This is a genomic window from Terriglobus sp. 2YAB30_2 (assembly GCF_052114765.1).
Taxonomy (GTDB): Bacteria; Acidobacteriota; Terriglobia; order Terriglobales; family Acidobacteriaceae; genus Terriglobus.
The window spans coordinates 105,900-123,189 of the sequence record NZ_JBFRFJ010000012.1; the positions used below are offsets into that span (position 1 = coordinate 105,900).

General features: G+C 58.1%; 14 protein-coding genes. 9 read left to right on the forward strand and 5 right to left on the reverse strand.

Annotated elements, in window-relative coordinates; genetic code table 11:
• The first annotated feature begins 333 nt into the window (after window positions 1-333).
• From rpsD to AB4Y89_RS17690, 4 genes are all read left to right on the forward strand, one after another.
• On the forward strand, window positions 334-957 hold the full coding sequence (gene rpsD, locus AB4Y89_RS17675) for a 30S ribosomal protein S4 (protein WP_442302261.1): 624 nt from the start codon (window positions 334-336) through the stop codon (window positions 955-957).
• A 2-nt stretch (window positions 958-959) separates the two neighbouring features.
• Complete coding sequence (locus tag AB4Y89_RS17680; protein WP_442302262.1) at window positions 960-1,193, forward strand: hypothetical protein; 234 nt, start codon at window positions 960-962, stop codon at window positions 1,191-1,193.
• Between the two features lie 449 nt (window positions 1,194-1,642).
• Window positions 1,643-2,947, forward strand: coding sequence for a nicotinate phosphoribosyltransferase (gene pncB / locus AB4Y89_RS17685; protein ID WP_442302263.1), 1,305 nt, complete (start codon window positions 1,643-1,645; stop codon window positions 2,945-2,947).
• 170 nt (window positions 2,948-3,117) lie between these two features.
• Entirely contained in the window at window positions 3,118-3,498 is a 381-nt protein-coding gene (locus AB4Y89_RS17690; protein WP_442302264.1) for a four helix bundle protein, read from the forward strand.
• Between the two features lie 288 nt (window positions 3,499-3,786).
• On the opposite strand, the gene AB4Y89_RS17695 is transcribed toward AB4Y89_RS17690, so the two are convergent.
• Genes AB4Y89_RS17695 through AB4Y89_RS17705 form a run of 3 tightly spaced genes read right to left on the reverse strand, consistent with a single transcriptional unit; the run spans window position 3,787 to window position 7,211 of the window.
• On the reverse strand, window positions 3,787-5,319 hold the full coding sequence (locus AB4Y89_RS17695) for an ATP-binding protein (protein ID WP_442302265.1): 1,533 nt from the start codon (window positions 5,317-5,319) through the stop codon (window positions 3,787-3,789).
• Window positions 5,320-5,328: 9 nt separating this feature from the next.
• Complete coding sequence (locus tag AB4Y89_RS17700) at window positions 5,329-5,763, reverse strand: response regulator (RefSeq protein WP_442302266.1); 435 nt, start codon at window positions 5,761-5,763, stop codon at window positions 5,329-5,331.
• Between the two features lie 23 nt (window positions 5,764-5,786).
• Window positions 5,787-7,211 (reverse strand): sensor histidine kinase, encoded by a 1,425-nt coding sequence (locus tag AB4Y89_RS17705; protein ID WP_442302267.1) that lies wholly within the window; start codon window positions 7,209-7,211, stop codon window positions 5,787-5,789.
• 67 nt (window positions 7,212-7,278) lie between these two features.
• On the opposite strand from AB4Y89_RS17705, the gene AB4Y89_RS17710 reads away from it, so the two are divergent.
• The 3 genes from AB4Y89_RS17710 (at window position 7,279) to clpB (ending at window position 11,111) form a co-directional block, all read left to right on the forward strand.
• Window positions 7,279-7,653, forward strand: coding sequence for a hypothetical protein (locus AB4Y89_RS17710; RefSeq protein ID WP_442302268.1), 375 nt, complete (start codon window positions 7,279-7,281; stop codon window positions 7,651-7,653).
• Window positions 7,654-7,801: 148 nt separating this feature from the next.
• Window positions 7,802-8,284 (forward strand): Hsp20/alpha crystallin family protein, encoded by a 483-nt coding sequence (locus AB4Y89_RS17715; protein WP_442302269.1) that lies wholly within the window; start codon window positions 7,802-7,804, stop codon window positions 8,282-8,284.
• A gap of 205 nt (window positions 8,285-8,489) precedes the next feature.
• Entirely contained in the window at window positions 8,490-11,111 is a 2,622-nt protein-coding gene (gene clpB / locus AB4Y89_RS17720) for an ATP-dependent chaperone ClpB (RefSeq protein WP_442302270.1), read from the forward strand.
• A 302-nt stretch (window positions 11,112-11,413) separates the two neighbouring features.
• Here the strand turns inward: clpB and AB4Y89_RS17725 are convergent, their stop codons facing one another.
• Together AB4Y89_RS17725 and AB4Y89_RS17730 are read right to left on the reverse strand one after the other, a co-directional pair.
• The gene (locus AB4Y89_RS17725) at window positions 11,414-13,231 is read right to left on the reverse strand and encodes an ArnT family glycosyltransferase (RefSeq protein WP_442302271.1); all 1,818 of its coding nucleotides are present in this window, start codon (window positions 13,229-13,231) and stop codon (window positions 11,414-11,416) included.
• 108 nt (window positions 13,232-13,339) lie between these two features.
• Window positions 13,340-14,389 carry an NAD-dependent epimerase/dehydratase family protein gene (locus AB4Y89_RS17730; RefSeq protein ID WP_442302272.1) on the reverse strand — a complete coding sequence of 350 codons (1,050 nt, stop codon included), beginning with the start codon at window positions 14,387-14,389 and terminating at the stop codon, window positions 13,340-13,342.
• A gap of 117 nt (window positions 14,390-14,506) precedes the next feature.
• Between AB4Y89_RS17730 and AB4Y89_RS17735 the strand changes: the two genes are divergently transcribed.
• Together AB4Y89_RS17735 and AB4Y89_RS17740 are read left to right on the forward strand one after the other, a co-directional pair.
• Window positions 14,507-16,066, forward strand: coding sequence for an NAD(P)/FAD-dependent oxidoreductase (locus AB4Y89_RS17735; protein WP_442302273.1), 1,560 nt, complete (start codon window positions 14,507-14,509; stop codon window positions 16,064-16,066).
• A gap of 24 nt (window positions 16,067-16,090) precedes the next feature.
• Window positions 16,091-17,287 (forward strand): diguanylate cyclase, encoded by a 1,197-nt coding sequence (locus tag AB4Y89_RS17740; RefSeq protein ID WP_442302274.1) that lies wholly within the window; start codon window positions 16,091-16,093, stop codon window positions 17,285-17,287.
• Window positions 17,288-17,290 lie beyond the last annotated feature (3 nt).

Genomic DNA, 17,290 nt, shown 5'->3' on the forward strand with positions numbered 1-17,290 from the left:
CCTAATACTGTAGCCTTGGAAAAATCTGCGAATGCCGTTTTCTTCGCGGAAAACGGCGCAAACAGCGAAAACTCCGCTCTACACCATTAGGAGAAATGCTCCATGGGCGTTTTCCGCAATGAAAACGCCGCTGCACGCTACCTCCGGGCTACCCAGCAACAGGGAAATGCTCTCAGACCTCGCCTCAGGGCGGGGTCTATACCTTTCAGGCGCTTTTTCTCGCAGTTCGATGTGTGTCCGTGGAGATCAATATAGGACTTGTTTAGTCTTAGTTCTGTCGACGGTTGAGGGACCCTCGACGATTTCTTGGTATCAGGAGGGGTCCTCAACGGTATGGGCCATCGGACAAAGTGGAAGATGCAGCGTGCGCTGGGGCTGGAACTGCCTGGTTTGGGGAAGCCCGGCGCGCTCGAAAAGAGGAACTATCCGCCAGGCCAGCACGGCCGCGAGCGTAAGCCGAAGTTGTCAGAGTTTGGGGCGCAGCTGCGGGAGAAGCAGAAGCTGATCTTCCACTATGGTCTGCGCGAGGAGCAGCTTCGCCGCTTTGTCCGCGTTGCCAAACGGGTGCAGCAGAATGGCAACTGGGCCGAGGCTCTGATCGGTCTGTTGGAGCGGCGTCTGGACAACGTTGTCTTCAGGTTGGGATTTGCACGCTCGATCGCGCAGGCCCGTCAACTCGTCAGCCATGGACACGTGCTGGTCAATGGCCAACGCGTGACAATCGGCAGCTATGTTCTGCGCGTTGGCGACTTCATCCGCCTGACAGAGAAGGCCGGTGGTGAGATGACTGGGACCTCCCGCACCAATCCCCGGCTGGGCCTGCCGAGTTATCTGCAGTTCGCTGCTGAAGGTGTCACCACCCATGGCACGGTACTGTCAGTGCCTGGCAATGAACATGTCCCTTTCGAGTTCAACCTGAGACAGGTGGCGGAGTACTACGCCAAGCGAGGAGTGTAGCGATGGCCTGTGCTGCCAGTGAAGAGCGCATGATGCTGGCCGAGGCCGAAGGCCTCGGCGGCGTTACCTTGTGTGCCTGCGGAACAGTACATCTCTCCGTGGGCGCTGTGACTGTCCGCCTGGCTCCGGAGGCATTTCTGCAGGCCGCGAAAATGTGTCAGCTGGCTGCCCGGCAGTTGACGCTGGAAGGCTTGCTGCAGGCGATGTCGCCGCAGGTGAATAGCACGCTGCATTGAGTCGTTGAATGGTTGAATCGTTGAATCGTTGAATAGTGCGATGCTTTGTGAGTGCCTATTTCGTCATAGGCCACAACGAACGTGGTTCATTGGAACACGCACGAGGATTGCCTCCGTTATAAAAGCGCTGAAAGCGCGCTCTATACCAGCCTGGGGCAACGCCCCGGGTTATCGGCCAAGTGAAAGCTGAGGGCTGAAGGCCCGATCTATAACTCTTAAATCCAAGCGAGCCAAGATGCCCCGGGGATCTTGGCTCGGACCCGTTGAAGAATTCTGCCGCTAAAGTAAAAGCCGGGCCATGTCCCCGAGGGACATGGGCACCCGGTGCATCGGTTATCTCCAATACGTCGATATTCTCTAACTGCAATCCGCTGCGGCTCCCAAGTAAGCCACCAGCAGCGGATGCGGTTTCTAGGACACCTACAGGGAAAATGCTCTAATGACTGCATATGATCTTGAACCTCGCGCGGCGGGCGCATAACCATAACTGGGCACTGGACCCGATCGTCCGCTCGCTGCTGGATACAGACTTCTACAAGCTGCTTATGCTGCAGTACATCTGGAAGCATTTTCGCGATGTCCAGGTGACCTTCTCCGTCGTGAACCGCAAGCCTGCCGTACGTCTGGCAGAGCAGATCGATATCGAGCAGTTGCGGTCGCAACTGGATCACGTACGCGGTCTCAGCTTCAAGAAGAGCGAACTGGTGTGGCTCGCCGGCAATACCTTCTACGGCGTACGCGGTATCTTCGAGCCTGCCTTTCTGGAATGGCTGGAACATGACTTCCGTCTTCCGGACTACCTGCTCGATGTTGTCGATGGACAAGTGAAGCTTGAGTTCGCCGGCGAATGGACGCAGGTGACGATGTGGGAGATCTATGCGCTCTCCATCCTGAGCGAGATGAAGACGCGTTATGGTCTGCGCGGCCTGAACGAGTTGGAGCTCGACATCCTGTATGCGCGGGCGAAGACACGGCTGTGGGAGAAGATCGAACGGATGCGTGCGATCGACGGCCTGCGCATCGCCGACTTTGGTACCCGCCGCCGTCACAGCTTTCTGTGGCAGGAGTATGTTGTCGATGCCATGCACTCCACGCTTGGCGACCGCTTCGCCGGAACCTCGAACACCTATCTCGCATACAAGCACGATATGGAAGCCATCGGCACCAACGCGCACGAGCTTCCGATGGCTCTGGCCGCGATGGCAAACACAGAAGAAGAGCTGTTGCAGTCGCAGTACAACGTGCTCGAGCTCTGGCAGCAGACCTACGGCGGAGCACTGCTGATGCTGCTTCCCGACACCTACGGTAGTACGCAGTTCTTTCGCAATGCTCCGGATTGGGTCGCAGCATGGACCGGTCTGCGTATCGACAGCAAAGATCCTCTTATCGCGGGTGAAGAATATATCGCGTGGCTCAAAGAGCGCGGTCAGGATCCGGCTCGAAAGCGCCTGATCGCAAGTGACGGGCTCGATGTAGACGAGATTCTTACCCTGCATCAGCGCTTCCACGGAAGGGTCCGCTTCAGCGCAGGCTGGGGAACACTACTGACCAACGACTTCCGCGGCTGCCATCCGCGCAGGGAACATGAGCTGGAACCGCTTGGTCTGATCTGCAAACTGCAGACAGTCAATGGGAGACCCGCGGTCAAGCTGAGTGATAACTATCAGAAAGCCACCGGGCCCGAGGAAGAGCTTGTTCGTTATCGCCGCGTGTTTGGAGTGGAAGGCGTCGAGAACGTTCCAGTCCTGGTGTAGCCCCAAAGTTGAAGACGTACTGCATGGGTAGTTATGGTTGTGCGTCTCCACCTTCATGCGGTCGGGCTCGACTTTTGAAGTTGAAGACGTACTGTATGGGTGGGATGGGTCCCGATTATTTTATTGAACCTCTTCTCGAATGGCTTTGAGCTGCTTAGACTGTTGGCATAATGGCGAAATCATTTCGAGAGCTGCTCGTCTGGCAGCGCTCCATGCAGCTTGCGGAGACAATCTTCCGCATCACCGAAGACTTTCCGAAGCGCGAAGTCTATGGGTTGGCTACCCAAATGCGACGAGCGGCGGTTTCCATTCCCAGTAACCTTGCGGAAGGCGCCAATCGAATAGGGCGCAAAGAGTTTCGACAGTTTGTGACGATCGCGCGAGGTTCAAACAACGAACTGCAGACCCAGATTGAACTAGCACAACGCGTTGGAATTCTACCGGCGGCGACCGCAATCACTGTTCAAAAGGAAGCAGAGGAAATTGGTCGCATGCTGCATCGGCTGTGGATCTATCTGGCGCCGAAGAAAAAAGATGCAAAGTCCCAGTAGGCACAGCGGCGACGTGCCATCAGAACTTGCAATGAACTGAAAGCGCCAGCGGGCCGATGAGGTCCTCTCCGCCCATACAGCACGTCTTCAACTTTCAACTTCGTTGGTCAACCCTAATCGCCTGAAGTTGGCAACACACGGCAGCTACCCATACAGTACGTCTTCAACCCTTCAAGGTGCCGGCGCGATTGGACTGCCCACGCAGTACGTCTTCAACTTTCAACTTCAAAGCTCAGCCACAAGTGTATGAAGGTGACAACAAATCCGTAACTACGTCCGAGTACGTCTTCAACTCTTCAAAGGCAGCGTAATTCGCATGGTGGTGCCGCGATTCCTGGGGTCGGTGCTTGAGCGCAGAGTGAGGGTTCCTCCGGATTCGGCGACGATGCCGCGCGTGACCCAAAGACCGAGACCGGTGCCGCGCTCGCCCTTGGTAGTGAAGAAGGGCTCGAAGATCTGTGAGATGTGTGCCTGCGCGATTCCCGGGCCGGTGTCGGCGATGGTCACGATGGCGCATGTGGCTGTCTCGCGGGAGCGGATGGTGAGGGTGCCGCCCGTGCCTGACATGGCTTCGATGGCGTTGCCAATCAGGTTGGCGAACACCTGCCGCAGTGAAAGCGGGAAGGTTGTTCCTGAAGCAGAAGGACGAAGGTCCGTGATGATCTGTACCTGGGCTCCTTCGGCGCGAGAGGCAAAGATCTGCACCACCTCGCCGACCAGCTTATTCACCAGATGTCCGCTGCCGGAGTTGCCACGATAGAAGCTGAGTGTGGTGCGCGTGATGTGGCCGACACGGTCCAACTCACGTGCCCCCATATTGACCAGTTCCTGCAGATCGAGTGGAAGCTCTGGATGCGTCTGCAGCAGATACAACACATTGGTCAGGGCTTCGAGCGGGTTATTGATCTCATGCGCCAGCGTGTTGGCCATGCGTCCCGCGGAAGCCAGGCGTTCGGAGTTGATCAGGCGTTTCACCAGGTCGGCGCGCTCACGGGCATCGGCCTTGCGCGCGGAGATATCCTCGATCACCAGCGAAAGCGACTCGGTCTCGTTGGGGTCCGGCTGCAGAACAGAGATGGTGAGCTGCACATCGACGGCGTGACCATCTTTGTGGCGCAGGCATTTTTCGACGCGCAGGCTGGGGATTCGGCGAGAGAGCAGATCTTCGAAGACGATCTCCTCGTCTTCATCGCGATCGGAGGCCGGCAGTAGCAGATCGTAGAAGCTGATTGACTCCAGCTCATCCGCGGTCAAACCGAGTATGTCGCGCAGGCGCTGATTGGCCAGGATCCATCGTCCATCGAGTGAGATATGCGCCATTCCCATGGCAGCCTGGTTGAAGGTTGCGGAGAAGCGTGTTTCCAGAGTTTTGAGCGCGGCGGCGGTGCGTAGTTTTTCGCGGCGGGCTTCGGCATCGGCGAGCTCTCGCTCGATTGCGGGTACCAGGCGCTCCAGATTGTCTTTCAACACATAGTCGTGTGCCCCGGCGCGCATGGTGGAGACGGCGGTCTCTTCGCTGATGGTGCCAGAGACGATGATGAAGGGTAGGTCGATCCCGCTGGCCTGCAGCATGGCCAGGGCGTCGCGCGCTCCAAAACCAGGCAGCGTGTAGTCGGCGATGACCACGTCCCAGCTCCCCGCACGCAGGGCCTCATGCATCTGCGCGCGGGTTTCGACGCGCCGCATCTCGATCTCGTATCCGGCGCGGTGAAGGTGACGCCGCAGCAACAGCGCGTCAGGCTCGTAGTCTTCGACGATGAGGACGCGAAGCCGCCTGCGTTGTTCTGCGAGGGGAGCGGGATTGAGCTGCGGCAGGGTCACGCGCGTGTCTCAGGAGATCGGCGGCGCTTGGTTCAGCAGAAGCCAGTAGATTCCAAGCTGCTTGGTGGCTTCGGCAAAATCTGTAAAGTTGACTGGTTTGCGAATGTAGCTGTTCACGCCCAGGCGATACGAGCTGACGATATCGCGCTCCTCGTCCGAGGAAGTGAGTACAACGACGGGCAAGAGTGAGGCCTTTTCTTTGGAGCGAATTACCTTCAACACATCCAGGCCCTGCACCTTGGGAAGCTTCAGGTCCAGAAGAACGAGCTGCGGCATGGGAAGCTCACCCGCTTCGTACCTGTCGATCAGCTCAAGCGCCTCGGCGCCGTCACGGGCGACACTGATCTCGTTCGCGACATTGGCCTTGCGCAAAGCACGGATGGCGAGAGCTTCGTGGTCCGGGTCGTCTTCGACCAGCAGGATCGAATTCGTATTGATGGTCATTCGTAGGAACCTTTCCCAAAAGATTATGATCCAAGCGTGAAGTAGAAGGTCGCGCCCTGGTCCTCCGTAGCCTCGGCCCAGATGCGGCCCTGATGCCGGCGGACGATGCGAAGTGTGGTCGCCAGGCCGATGCCTGACCCCTTAAAGTCGCGATCTCCGTGAAGGCGCTGGAACGCAGTGAAGAGGCGATCGGCATACCGCATATCAAAGCCGGCTCCATTATCCCGGATAAAGTAGACGTTCACGCCATCTCCCAGATAGGAGCCGAACCTGATGACAGCGTTCGGTGTTTTTGCGGTGAACTTGAAGGCATTCCCCATCAGGTTTTCCAGGGCAATGCGCAGCAGACGCGGATCAGCCTGAGCCAGCATGGGCGTGCCGGGAATCTCGAAGCGGACATTGCGATCAGGGTCTGAGGCTTTGAGGTCGGCGGCGACGGAACGGGCAACTTCCGCCAGATCCGTGGTCTCGCGGACAAGGTCGGTACGGGTGACGCGGGACAACTGCAGCAGGGCATCGATCAACTGGCCCATGCGCTGTACACCGCTGCGGACGCGATGAATGTAGTCTCGGCCCTGATCATCCAGCCTGTCGCCGAAGTCCTCATACAGCGCCAGCGAAAAGCCATCGATGGTGCGTAGCGGTGCGCGAAGATCGTGCGATACGGAATAGGAGAAGGCTTCGAGCTCCTGGTTCGAGGTCTCGAGCTCATGCGTGCGCTCCCGCACGCGCTTTTCCAGATCGGTAGCCAGAGCTTGAATCTCTTCTGCCTGCGCCGTGATCCGGTCGCGCGCAGCCACCTCTTTTCCAAGGAAATGGAAGGCGAGAATCAGGAATAGAAGATTCAGTCCGGTCGCAACACCGAAGGTGGTGTAGGCCGAGCGGCGGGCGCTTGTGACCTGGGAATCCCTCCACTTGAGCAGACGGCGCTCCTCTCCTTCGACCTGGGTGATGGCATAAGCCGCTGTGAAGTCGCCATACTGGTACTGGTCGGTCATCATGATCGAAAGCTGATCCGGCGTGAGCGCGGCAGTTGGTTGAGCCTTACGAAGTTGAACGCCAATCTCAATCGAGGTCAGCCGCGCCTGAATCCGCTCGCGGACTCTGGGGAGGCGAGCCTGCTGGCTGGGATTGTCCTCCGTGAGCTTGCGCACGTATTCAAAGGTGTCCCAGACCTGGTTGACGGCATCGTTGTACTGCTTTTCCAGGAACGGATCCGCCTGCAGAACGTAGCCTCGAGCTGCGCCCTCGGCCGTCCGAATCTCCGCCACTAACTGCTCGCAGGCAGTCAGGGTCTCCAGGGTATGGGTCTGCCACTGCTGGCTCGCCGCAAAGATGCGGAGAGAGCGATAGGCCAACCAGCTATTGAGCAACACAATCAGAACGGCGCCAATATAGGCGAGCCGGTAACCAAAGGCACGCATCGAGACTATCAATGGGACTTCCATGCGATGCAAAGCTTTTGTTGCGGAGTTGCCTGAACTGGTATGTCATCATTCAGCACGGAGAGTCCCCATGGTTCGGATCGTTCTCGGCGCTGTCTTTGGTTACCTGCTCTCACTTGGCAGCTCGGTTGTCTGGTTTCTCAAAACGAATCATGATCCGACGCAACGGGTCTCGACGCGCTACCTGCTCGCAAGTATCGTAGTCGGCTTCTTCTGCTCGGTGGCGACCGGATTCCTGGCTGCGGTTATCGGCGGGTCGCGCCGGTCCAGCTGGGGAACTGCGATCATCCTGTTTGCCACAGGTGGGTTCGGCGTTGCGGAGTCTCTCCTTGTCAGCCGGTCGGGCTCCCTGGAACTGACCTGGGTATCGATCGTCGTCATGGTTCCGGCCACGGTCTTCGGTGGTGAGTTGGCCGAGCGACGATTGGAACACGTGAAAAAGTAGTTTATTTTCATTTGCTTACGAAAGGGCGAAAGTTTCTTCTAAACTTGAGTGTACTTGCATCACATTTTATGAATCGGTTGTGCTATGGTATGCGTCAGATGATGTGAAGGCCGGAGATCCCGGCCCACAACTCAGGAGGAAATGCATCATGACGATCACACGTTGGACCCCGTTCTCGGATCTGGCTGTTCTGCAGAACCGTTTGAACTCGATCTTTAACGACTTCGGTGCGCCGGAAGGCCGCAGTGAGTCGTTGGCGTCAGGGAATTTCACTCCCGCCGTGGACGTTTATGAGGATGCGCAGAAGATCGTGCTGAAACTCGACGTTCCGGGGATCAGGCAGGAAGATATCGATGTCCGCCTGGAGAACCAGACTCTGACGGTCAAGGGCGAGCGCCAATTCGGGAAGGAAGAGAAGGAAGAGAACTTCCATCGCATTGAGCGCCGCTACGGCAGCTTCATCCGCGCGTTCACGCTTCCGCAAACGGCGGATATGGAGAAAGTAAGCGCCGAGTATAAGGATGGCGTGCTTCAGATTGAGATCGCGAAGAAGTCTGAGGCTCAGCCCAAGCAGATCAAGGTAGGCGCCGGTACTGGTCCGAAGCAGGTTGAGGCAAAGACCGCAGCGTAAGCTTCATGGTGCACTGACGGGCACCTGATGGCGAAGGGGCTGCCGGCCTTGTCGCCATCGATGAAACCCATTGCATTTTCGCAGTGGGGACATGAACGGGAGACCTGCCGGTTGTGAAGGGCGGTCTCCCATTCTTTTGTGATGCGGGGCATGGTCGTTATTCGGCTTGAGATGTATCTAAGGAATCAGGTGAGGTAGAGAAGCGATGGCAATTCGTTGGGACAAATTTACGGTGAAGTCGCAGGAGGCGGTACAGGCGGCGCTGGGGCACGCTTCTGACTCGGGAAACGCCGAGGTGCTGCCGCTGCATCTTGCCGCGGCTCTGCTGGAAGACCGTGAGGGCATCGTGATTCCGGTGCTGGAGAAGATCGGTGTACCTGTGCAGCAGCTTCTTAGCCAGGTAAATGCGGCCATCGCGAAACTGCCGAAAGTGCAGGGAGCCAGTCAGCAGCCCGGTGTGGGCTCTGCTTTGCAGAAGGTATTAGATCGCGCCTTCAAAGAGGCGGAGAACTTCAAGGACGAGTATGTCTCGACCGAGCATCTTCTGCTGGCCTTGAGTGAAGAGAAGAATGGCGTTGTGCAGGCGGCCATGGCCGCCTTCGGTGCAACCCATGATGCGATTCTGAAGGCGCTGACCTCAGTGCGTGGCACCCAGCGCGTGACCGATCAGAATCCCGAAGGGAAGTTCCAGGCGCTGGAGAAGTACGCCAAGGATCTTACCGAGCAGGCGCGCAAGGGCAAGCTCGATCCGGTGATCGGCCGCGACGAGGAGATTCGTCGCGTCATTCAAGTGCTGTCGCGCCGCACCAAGAACAACCCTGTGTTGATTGGCGAACCCGGCGTGGGTAAGACGGCGATTGTGGAAGGCCTGGCGCGCCGCATCGTCTCCGGAGATGTGCCCGAGATCCTGAAGGAGAAACGGGTCATCTCGCTGGACCTGGGATCGATGCTTGCCGGAGCGAAGTTCCGTGGAGAGTTCGAAGACCGTCTGAAGGCAGTGCTGAAGGAGATCGAAGAGTCGAACGGACAGATCATCCTGTTTATCGATGAGCTGCACACGCTGGTCGGCGCCGGAGCAGCGGAAGGCGCTATCGACGCCAGCAACATGCTCAAGCCGGCACTGGCGCGCGGCGAGCTGCGGGCTATCGGCGCAACCACGCTGAACGAGTACCGCAAATACATCGAGAAGGATGCCGCGCTGGAGCGCCGCTTCCAGATCGTCTATGTCGGTGAGCCCAATGTAGACGATACGATCGCGATTCTGCGTGGCCTGAAGGAGCGTTACGAGTCGCACCACAAGGTGCGCATCAAGGACTCGGCGATCGTGTCGGCGGCTGTGCTCTCACATCGCTACATCAGCGACCGTTTCCTTCCGGACAAGGCGATTGATCTTGTCGATGAAGCAGCTGCCTCGTTGGCCATCCAGATCGGGAGTGTGCCAGTGGAGATCGACGCCCTGGAGCGTCGGGCGACCTCGCTCGAGATCGAGCGCGAGGCTCTGAAGCGGGAGAAGGATGCGAACTCCAAGGAGCGGTTGCAGGAGGTCGAGAGGGAGCTGGCCGACATCAAGGAGCAGGCCAGCGGCCTGCGGGCGCGGTGGCAGAAGGAGAAGGATGCCATCAGCCGCATCAGCGAGCTGAAGCAGAAGATCGAAAGCCTGCGCTTCCAGATCGAAGAGCAGACCCGCAAAGGCGATCTCGGCAGGGCAGCGCAGATTCAGTACAGCGATCTGCCGAAGGCAGAGGCCGAGCTGAAGGAGCTTGAGACGCTGCAGGATGGTAGTGATACCGCGCAGCGCATGTTGAAGGAAGAGGTCGACGAGGAAGATATCGCCAAGATCGTCTCCAAGTGGACCGGTATTCCTGTCGCGAAGATGCTCGAAGGCGAAGTACAGAAGCTGGTCCATATGGAACAGCGGCTGCGCGAGCGCGTCATCGGGCAGGATGAGGCTTTGACGGTGGTGGCGAATGCGATTCGCCGTTCCCGTGCGGGCTTGTCCGATCCCAAGCGCCCCATCGGCAGCTTTATCTTCCTCGGCCCCACGGGCGTGGGTAAGACGGAGACGGCGCGTGCCCTGGCGGAGTTCCTCTTTGACGACGAGCAGGCGATGGTGCGCATCGACATGTCGGAGTACATGGAGAAGCATGCGGTCGCGCGGCTGATCGGCGCTCCTCCGGGATACGTGGGTTTCGACGAGGGTGGACAGTTGACGGAGGCGATCCGCCGGCGTCCGTATGCCGTGGTGCTCTTTGATGAGATCGAGAAGGCGCACCCGGATGTCTTCAATGTGCTGTTGCAGGTGCTGGATGACGGCCGCCTGACGGACTCAAAGGGCCGCACGGTCGACTTCAAGAACACCGTGCTGATCATGACGTCGAACATCGGTGCAAGTGCATTGTCGACGGCATGGGCTGACAGTGAGGATGGCTTCGAGGATGCGAAGAGCCGTGTGATCGATTCGCTGAAGCAGCACTTCCGCCCGGAGTTCCTGAACCGTGTGGACGACATCGTGGTCTTCCATCCGCTCGGCGAGGAGCAGTTGACGCATATCGTGGACCTGCGGCTTGCCGACCTGCAGAAGCTGCTGGATGCACGGAAGATCCATCTGGAGCTGACACCGGAGGCGCACAAGAAGCTCTTTGCCGCGGGCTACGATCGCGCCTATGGAGCCCGTCCGCTGAAGCGTGCGATCCAGCGCCTGGTGCAGGATCCGCTCGCCATCAAGATCCTAGATGGCGAAGTGCGGCACGGCGACAAGGTGCGTGTCGATGCAGGCAAAGACGCCCTCACCTTCGAGGTCGTCGAGTCGGAAGAGGTTCCGGCGTAAGAGTAGGAAGAAAAGGCCGGGCATATTGCCCGGCCTTTTTTGTTTTTGCAGAAGATGACAAACAAAATTGTTGCGGCAGCCCATACTCTGGGTGCCCCATCCATTGCAAAGCAATGGGTGGGATGTTCGAGCGAAGCTCAAATCGTCTTTTCTAGCTGGAGGAGATGGACGTTCGATTTGTGACTGAAGAACTATAGATCGGGCCTTCAGCCCTTTTTTCCATTGGCTGCCTGAGACCTGGGGCGTTGCCCCAGGCTGATATAGAGCGCGCCTTCAGCGCTCCAACGCGCTGTTCTCGTGTTCTATCGAGTCTGAACATCTTGAATCGGGCGTTCTAAATCATCCTCATGCGGCTGATTCGTTTCACCGTGAAACGGAATGATTGTGGTGGAACGTCCGTATCCGCTGGCCGGTGAGCGATCTCCTGAAGCTTCATAGAACTTCGGTACACCGTGCATCAGCGGTGTAAATCCTCCAATCGCTCCGGCACGCGTGTTGATCGGCATCTCGTCTACCGGATAACGGTGTTCCTGCAGGTCCCGCACCATCCAGTTCTTGTCGTGGCCAAGGATGATGAAGTGTCCTGTCTGCTGCAGGAAGCCGGCCAGAGGAACAATGGGGACGTGATAGTAGCTGTTCCGTCCAGTCCAGAGGTTGCGGTCCGGTGAGTCTTCTCCGCGGAATCGGCGGATCGCGTCGAAGTCGACAGGGAAGACGATGCGAGAGGCAAGCGACGGTGGCGCATAGCGTTGGAAGGTAAGCACCATGAGCGGATCGGGAATCGCGATTGGTTGGTTATCAGCGATGGTCGAAAGGTGGTCCACGACCTTATAGAAGCTCTGCTTCTGCTCTGTATACCAATAGCCGATGATGGACTCGCGGGTCGTCACCCATGCCACAAAGAGGATGAGGAAGATGATGGCTGCGTAGCGCATATGCCCGAAGAGCCGATGCGCCGCCGCAACCCCCGCGATGGCAAAGCCGAAACATACCGGGATCACAAAGCGCGGAGAGAGCATGCCGCCTTTGATAGAAGCGACCGCGTAACCGAGAAACGGATACAGCATGAGGAAGAACGCCGCGATCAGCTCATGCGTTGGAAATGCTTTTCTCCCATGTCGTACGCGGTACTCCGTCGCCAGATGGCCAAGAACTCTTGGCCGCATGGAAGCACGGCAGGTTGAACAGAAGCGAGAAAGGACGCGGACGATGCCAGCAAGCAGAAACAGCGCGAGCAGCGGATACAGTACTGCCTCTACCATCTCGGTGTATGAATCGAAGGCCTGATCGATAGAGACCTTGTTCCATGCATGCGGAGCATAGGTTGCAATTCCTGCTTTAATCAGGCCCCGATAGAAGGCGAGAGGAGCAGCGGCCAGCACTATGCTCATCCAGATTCGGGGACGAATGGCATAGCGAAGATTTGGCATACGCCATCGTTCTGCGTGAAATTGCTGCAGGGTGAAAACTACCTCACCCGCTGCCACGGGAAGAAACGCGAGCACCGCGAAGTAATTGGTGGAGACGCCGAGCGCCAGCGCGATCACCATGCCAATCAGAGCAAGGGTGCCACGGCTGCGCGTCTTCGGTTGGATGGTTCGCGACCAGCACAGTACAGCCATCATTGCGAAACCATAGAAGATGCCGTAGCTGCGGCATTCATAGGAATATTCGAAGGCGCCGGTCGCCATAGACAGGAAGGTTCCCGCGAGCGCCCATGTGGGGGAGATCCGCCGCTGCAGGAAGAGATAGAGCGACAACAACCCCAACCAGTAACCGGCGATGGCTGGCAGGCGCAATGCGAACTCGTGATTGCCGAAGAGGCGCGTTGAACCCAGGACCGCCAGATGAGATAGTGGCGGATTCGGATCGGCGCCCTGGCTGAGGGCGTGCCAGATTGCGTGGGCTGAACCCAGGCTCGCAATGTGATACGTGATCAACTCGTCGAGCCACAGCAGCTTCATGGAAGAGAGCAGCGCGGTGATGATGACGTAGAAGAGGCTAAGCCCCGTGAAAGACAGAGCAGGGTGGGCATCAATCCATGCCTGTGCCCAGCCGGCTGTGATCCGCAGAGTTGTCGGGACATGGACGAGAGGTCTCGTCGTAACCCAGGTGCCCACGCAGACTTTCCTCCAAACAACTGAAATCCCATTGCAGAAAGTCGTGCAGGCTGTTCCGTTAGGGACGTGGGATGGAGTGTTGTCGGGAGAGGTTGTATCTCTGGAGGTCTAACTCAGCCACTTTAACAGTCGAATAATACCCATGCTCGCCGGTTTGCGGTGCGCGGAGACATCGGTGCGTGCCGCGATCTCCTTGCGATTCTGTGAGTAGTAGCTGTAGGCACGTAACAGCATCTCCTCATTGGTGAGCGTGGGCCGCCAGCCGAGCTCGCGTTTGATGCGTGTGGTGTCGAACAGAAAACTCTCGGCGATCATTTTGTAGTGATACGGCCCAAGGGGCGAGAGCTTGAGTTTGTGCGCCGCGATCATGGCGGCGATCGTCGGCCCCTGTGGTAGGGAGCGCACTATGCTGCGCGATCCCGCGGCAGCGATGACGGACTCATAGACCGCGCGCATCGACTTCACATTATCTGAGCCGACATTGAAGGTATTGCTGCCGTTGTAGCCGGCTGCCTGGATGCAGGCCGTAGCGAGATCGTCGGCGTAGATGAACTGATAGGTATTGTTGCCAGAACCGACGACCCAGACAGTTTTGTGGTCGTCAATGAACTCGTACAGGATGGCGAGAAGGCCCAGGCGGCCGGAATCCATGATGGTGGGGCAGCGCAGTGTCACCACATTCAGGCGCTCGGTGTAGCTCGAGAGGACCTTCTCGGCTTCCCATTTGGAGCGGCCATAGATCTCCACCGGAGCAGGTGCATCTTCTTCTGTGATGGGGCGGCCCATATTCGCGGCCCACAGGCAGTTCGTGGAAGTGAAGACGAACGGTTTTACGCCGTGCTCGACGGCCAGGTCCGCGAGCAGCCGGGTGGCGTCGACGTTTGAGGTCCAGAGGAGATGCTCGTCGATCCGGGCGCCATGCGCCAACTGTGCCGCGACATGGAAGATGGCGTCGAAGTGGTGTTCGGCGAAGACCCGTTGCATCAATGCGTTATCGCGAAGGTCTCCCTGAATGGAGGTTAGTCCAGGCAGGGTATCCTCATCGCGTTCCAGATCAATGTTGACGACGGTATGGCCTTCACGAAGGAGTCTGCGCTTGAGAACGCCGCCAAAGAATCCGGAGGCGCCTGTGACCAGGGTGTGCATGTCTAAAGCCATTCTAGACGGTCTCCGCGCAGAAACTGAGTTCGGTGCTTGCGTCCTTTTCTGCGGCCGCGGCGTCACAGGTACAACAAATCGACAGAGTTTCGGAATCATCCGTAGGATAGAAGTGGAATGAGAAAGAAAGCCGTGATCCTGGGCGCAGGCCCTGCTGGTCTGACTGCCGCCCTGGAACTGATACGGCAATCGGATATCCAACCCATTGTTCTCGAAGCAGGGGACTGCGTTGGCGGCATATCGCGCACCGTGCGCTATAACGGCAACCGAATGGACATCGGCGGTCACCGCTTCTTTTCAAAGAGTGACAAGGTGATGCGCTGGTGGCTCGAGCTGATGCCGGTGGAGCATGAGGCCGAAGCCGAAGCTGCGATCAGCTACCAGAACAAGACACGGCATCTGCCTATGCACGAACGGCGCGAAGGCGAGGATAAAGACCTCGTCATGCTGGTGCGCCCGCGCAAGAGTGAGATCTACTTCATGCGGCAGTTTTTTGACTATCCGCTGAGCCTGAGTGGACCGACACTTCGCAAGCTGGGGCCAGTCCGCCTGGTACGCATCGGCTTCAGTTATCTTTCGTCGCGTCTGTTTCCCGTTAAGCAGGAGAAAAGTCTGCGCGACTTCCTGGTGAACCGCTTCGGCAGCGAGCTTTACCTGACCTTCTTCAAGAGCTACACCGAAAAAGTATGGGGTGTGCCGTGCGAGGAGATCAGCGCGGAGTGGGGAGCGCAGCGCATCAAGGGCCTGAGCCTGACGGCCGCCGTAAAGCACTTCCTGAAGAAGACCTTCGGCAGGACTGAAGGAGACATCGAGCAGAAGAAGACTGAGACCTCGTTGATCGAGCAGTTCCTCTATCCCAAGTTTGGCCCTGGCCAGCTTTGGGAACACGTTGCCGGTCTGGTGCAGCAGGGTGGCGGTGAGCTGCATATGGGGTGGCGTGCAGTGAAGGTCAACACCGAAGGCGACCGCGTTGTCAGCGTGGAGGCGGTAAACCGCGCAGGCGAGCGCCAGACCTTTGCCGGGGACCACTTCTTCTCCACCGTGCCGGTGCGGGAGCTGGTGCATTCGCTGGATGTGGAGCCTCCCGCGAACGTCGTCGAAGTGGCTGATGGCCTGCAATACCGCGACTTCATCACGGTTGGCCTGCTGGTGGACAAGCTGCAGCAGACCGAGCCTGACGGCAGCCTTCTGAAAGATACGTGGATCTATATCCAGGAGCCGGATGTCCAGATTGGCCGGTTACAGATCTTCAACAACTGGAGCCCCTATCTGGTCGCTGATCCGTCGAAGGTGTGGCTGGGGCTGGAGTACTTCTGTTACGACACCGATCCGCTGTGGAAGATGTCAGACGAGGAGCTCAAGGCTTTCGGCGCCATGGAGCTGGAGAAGATTGGCATGATCCGCCGGGAGCATGTGCGCGACGGTCATGTGGTGCGGGTTCCAAAGACCTATCCGGCATACTTCGGCAGCTATGGCCGGTTCGACGAGATCCGCCGGTACATGGATCGTTACGAAAACCTCTTCCTGGTGGGCCGTAACGGCATGCACAAGTACAACAACCAGGACCATTCCATGCTGACGGCGATGGCCGCCGTGGACGCCATTCTGGCCGGTGAGACCAGTAAGAACTCCCTTTGGGATGTAAATACCGAGCAGGAATATCACGAAGAAAAATAATTTGCCGACTATATCCTTGTGGGTATGAATGTCCCTCTAAGCCTGCGCTGGATGGTGGAATCCTACGTCCTGCTGCTGGGCATGCTGATGCTTGGATTGGGTCTGGCGGCCCATTCCATGCCTCGTCTGCGTGGCGTTCTCCGGTTGTGTGCCAGCATGCTGCTCATCGCTCTGGCGATGGTGATCCTGTTCTATCGCAATCAGATCCCCACGGTGGCATTCATTTTCTCGAACGGCCTGATCATCACTGGTTTCGCCTTAATGGACGAGACCATGACCCGTTTCCTGGAGCTTCGTCATACCGAACGCTGGGTCGACGTCCTGCTGTTTGTGGGGACAGTCGGTTTTTCCATCTATTCCCAGATCATGCATCTGCCGATGAGGACGCGGGCAGAGCTTTTGGTTCTTGCGCTAGCGCTGCAAACGGCCCGTAGCGGCGCTACCTTGCTGCATCGTGCGCCAAGCTTGCTGCAGTTGCCGGCACGATTCCTGGCAGGCAGCTTCTTTCTCTTCTCCTTCTTCTGCCTCGTGCGGATGGTTTTGCCCATCCTTCGCGGACAACTTCTGAACCTTCCGGCCGATGACCAGGCCTTTATGGTCGATGGCGCTTCGCGGCTCTCAAAGGTTGTTCTTCTATGCGCCAGTATCGCCATCGGCTACCTGTGGATGGCTGCACTGCAGTTGAGCAATGAGCTGGATGCTTTGTCGTTGACCGATGCGTTGACTTCGGCATTGAATCGCCGGGGTCTGGAAGACCGTCTCGGCCGTGAGCTGAGACGCGCGGAGATGAATGGTGGACGCATTGCTCTCATCTGTCTGGACGTGGACCACTTCAAGCAGATCAATGATCGCTATGGTCATCCGGCAGGCGATTCGGTCTTATCCACGTTCGCGAAGGCGCTGTCTGAGATGCTGCGGCCTGCCGATGCGCTGGGCCGCTTTGGTGGAGAAGAGTTCGTCGCCATTTTGCCAAACACGGACGAGGAGGGCGCCCGCGTTGTGGCGGAGCGTCTACGCGAGAGACTGCGAAGCCTGCGATTTGAGTTCGACTCGCAACTGCGGCTGACGGCGAGCTTCGGAGTGACCGTTTGTGAACGCGGAGAAGATGACCAGGCCGCGCTACGGCGATGCGATCAGGCGCTCTATGCCGCCAAACAGTCAGGCCGGAATCGTGTGGTGGCCTTTACGTCGTTGGAAGCTCAGGGCGTGTCATCCAATTGATGG

Bases quoted from the DNA above. Each gene is read 5' to 3' on its own strand.
- AB4Y89_RS17730 (WP_442302272.1), bottom strand. From the start codon at position 14,389: ATGGCTTTAGACATGCACACCCTGGTCACAGGCGCCTCCGGATTCTTT.
- AB4Y89_RS17680 (WP_442302262.1), top strand. From the start codon at position 960: ATGGCCTGTGCTGCCAGTGAAGAGCGCATGATGCTGGCCGAGGCCGAA.
- AB4Y89_RS17700 (WP_442302266.1), bottom strand. From the start codon at position 5,763: ATGACCATCAATACGAATTCGATCCTGCTGGTCGAAGACGACCCGGAC.
- pncB (WP_442302263.1), top strand. From the start codon at position 1,643: ATGATCTTGAACCTCGCGCGGCGGGCGCATAACCATAACTGGGCACTG.
- AB4Y89_RS17690 (WP_442302264.1), top strand. From the start codon at position 3,118: ATGGCGAAATCATTTCGAGAGCTGCTCGTCTGGCAGCGCTCCATGCAG.
- clpB (WP_442302270.1), top strand. From the start codon at position 8,490: ATGGCAATTCGTTGGGACAAATTTACGGTGAAGTCGCAGGAGGCGGTA.
- AB4Y89_RS17705 (WP_442302267.1), bottom strand. From the start codon at position 7,211: ATGGAAGTCCCATTGATAGTCTCGATGCGTGCCTTTGGTTACCGGCTC.
- AB4Y89_RS17710 (WP_442302268.1), top strand. From the start codon at position 7,279: ATGGTTCGGATCGTTCTCGGCGCTGTCTTTGGTTACCTGCTCTCACTT.
- AB4Y89_RS17740 (WP_442302274.1), top strand. From the start codon at position 16,091: ATGAATGTCCCTCTAAGCCTGCGCTGGATGGTGGAATCCTACGTCCTG.
- rpsD (WP_442302261.1), top strand. From the start codon at position 334: ATGGGCCATCGGACAAAGTGGAAGATGCAGCGTGCGCTGGGGCTGGAA.
- AB4Y89_RS17735 (WP_442302273.1), top strand. From the start codon at position 14,507: ATGAGAAAGAAAGCCGTGATCCTGGGCGCAGGCCCTGCTGGTCTGACT.
- AB4Y89_RS17715 (WP_442302269.1), top strand. From the start codon at position 7,802: ATGACGATCACACGTTGGACCCCGTTCTCGGATCTGGCTGTTCTGCAG.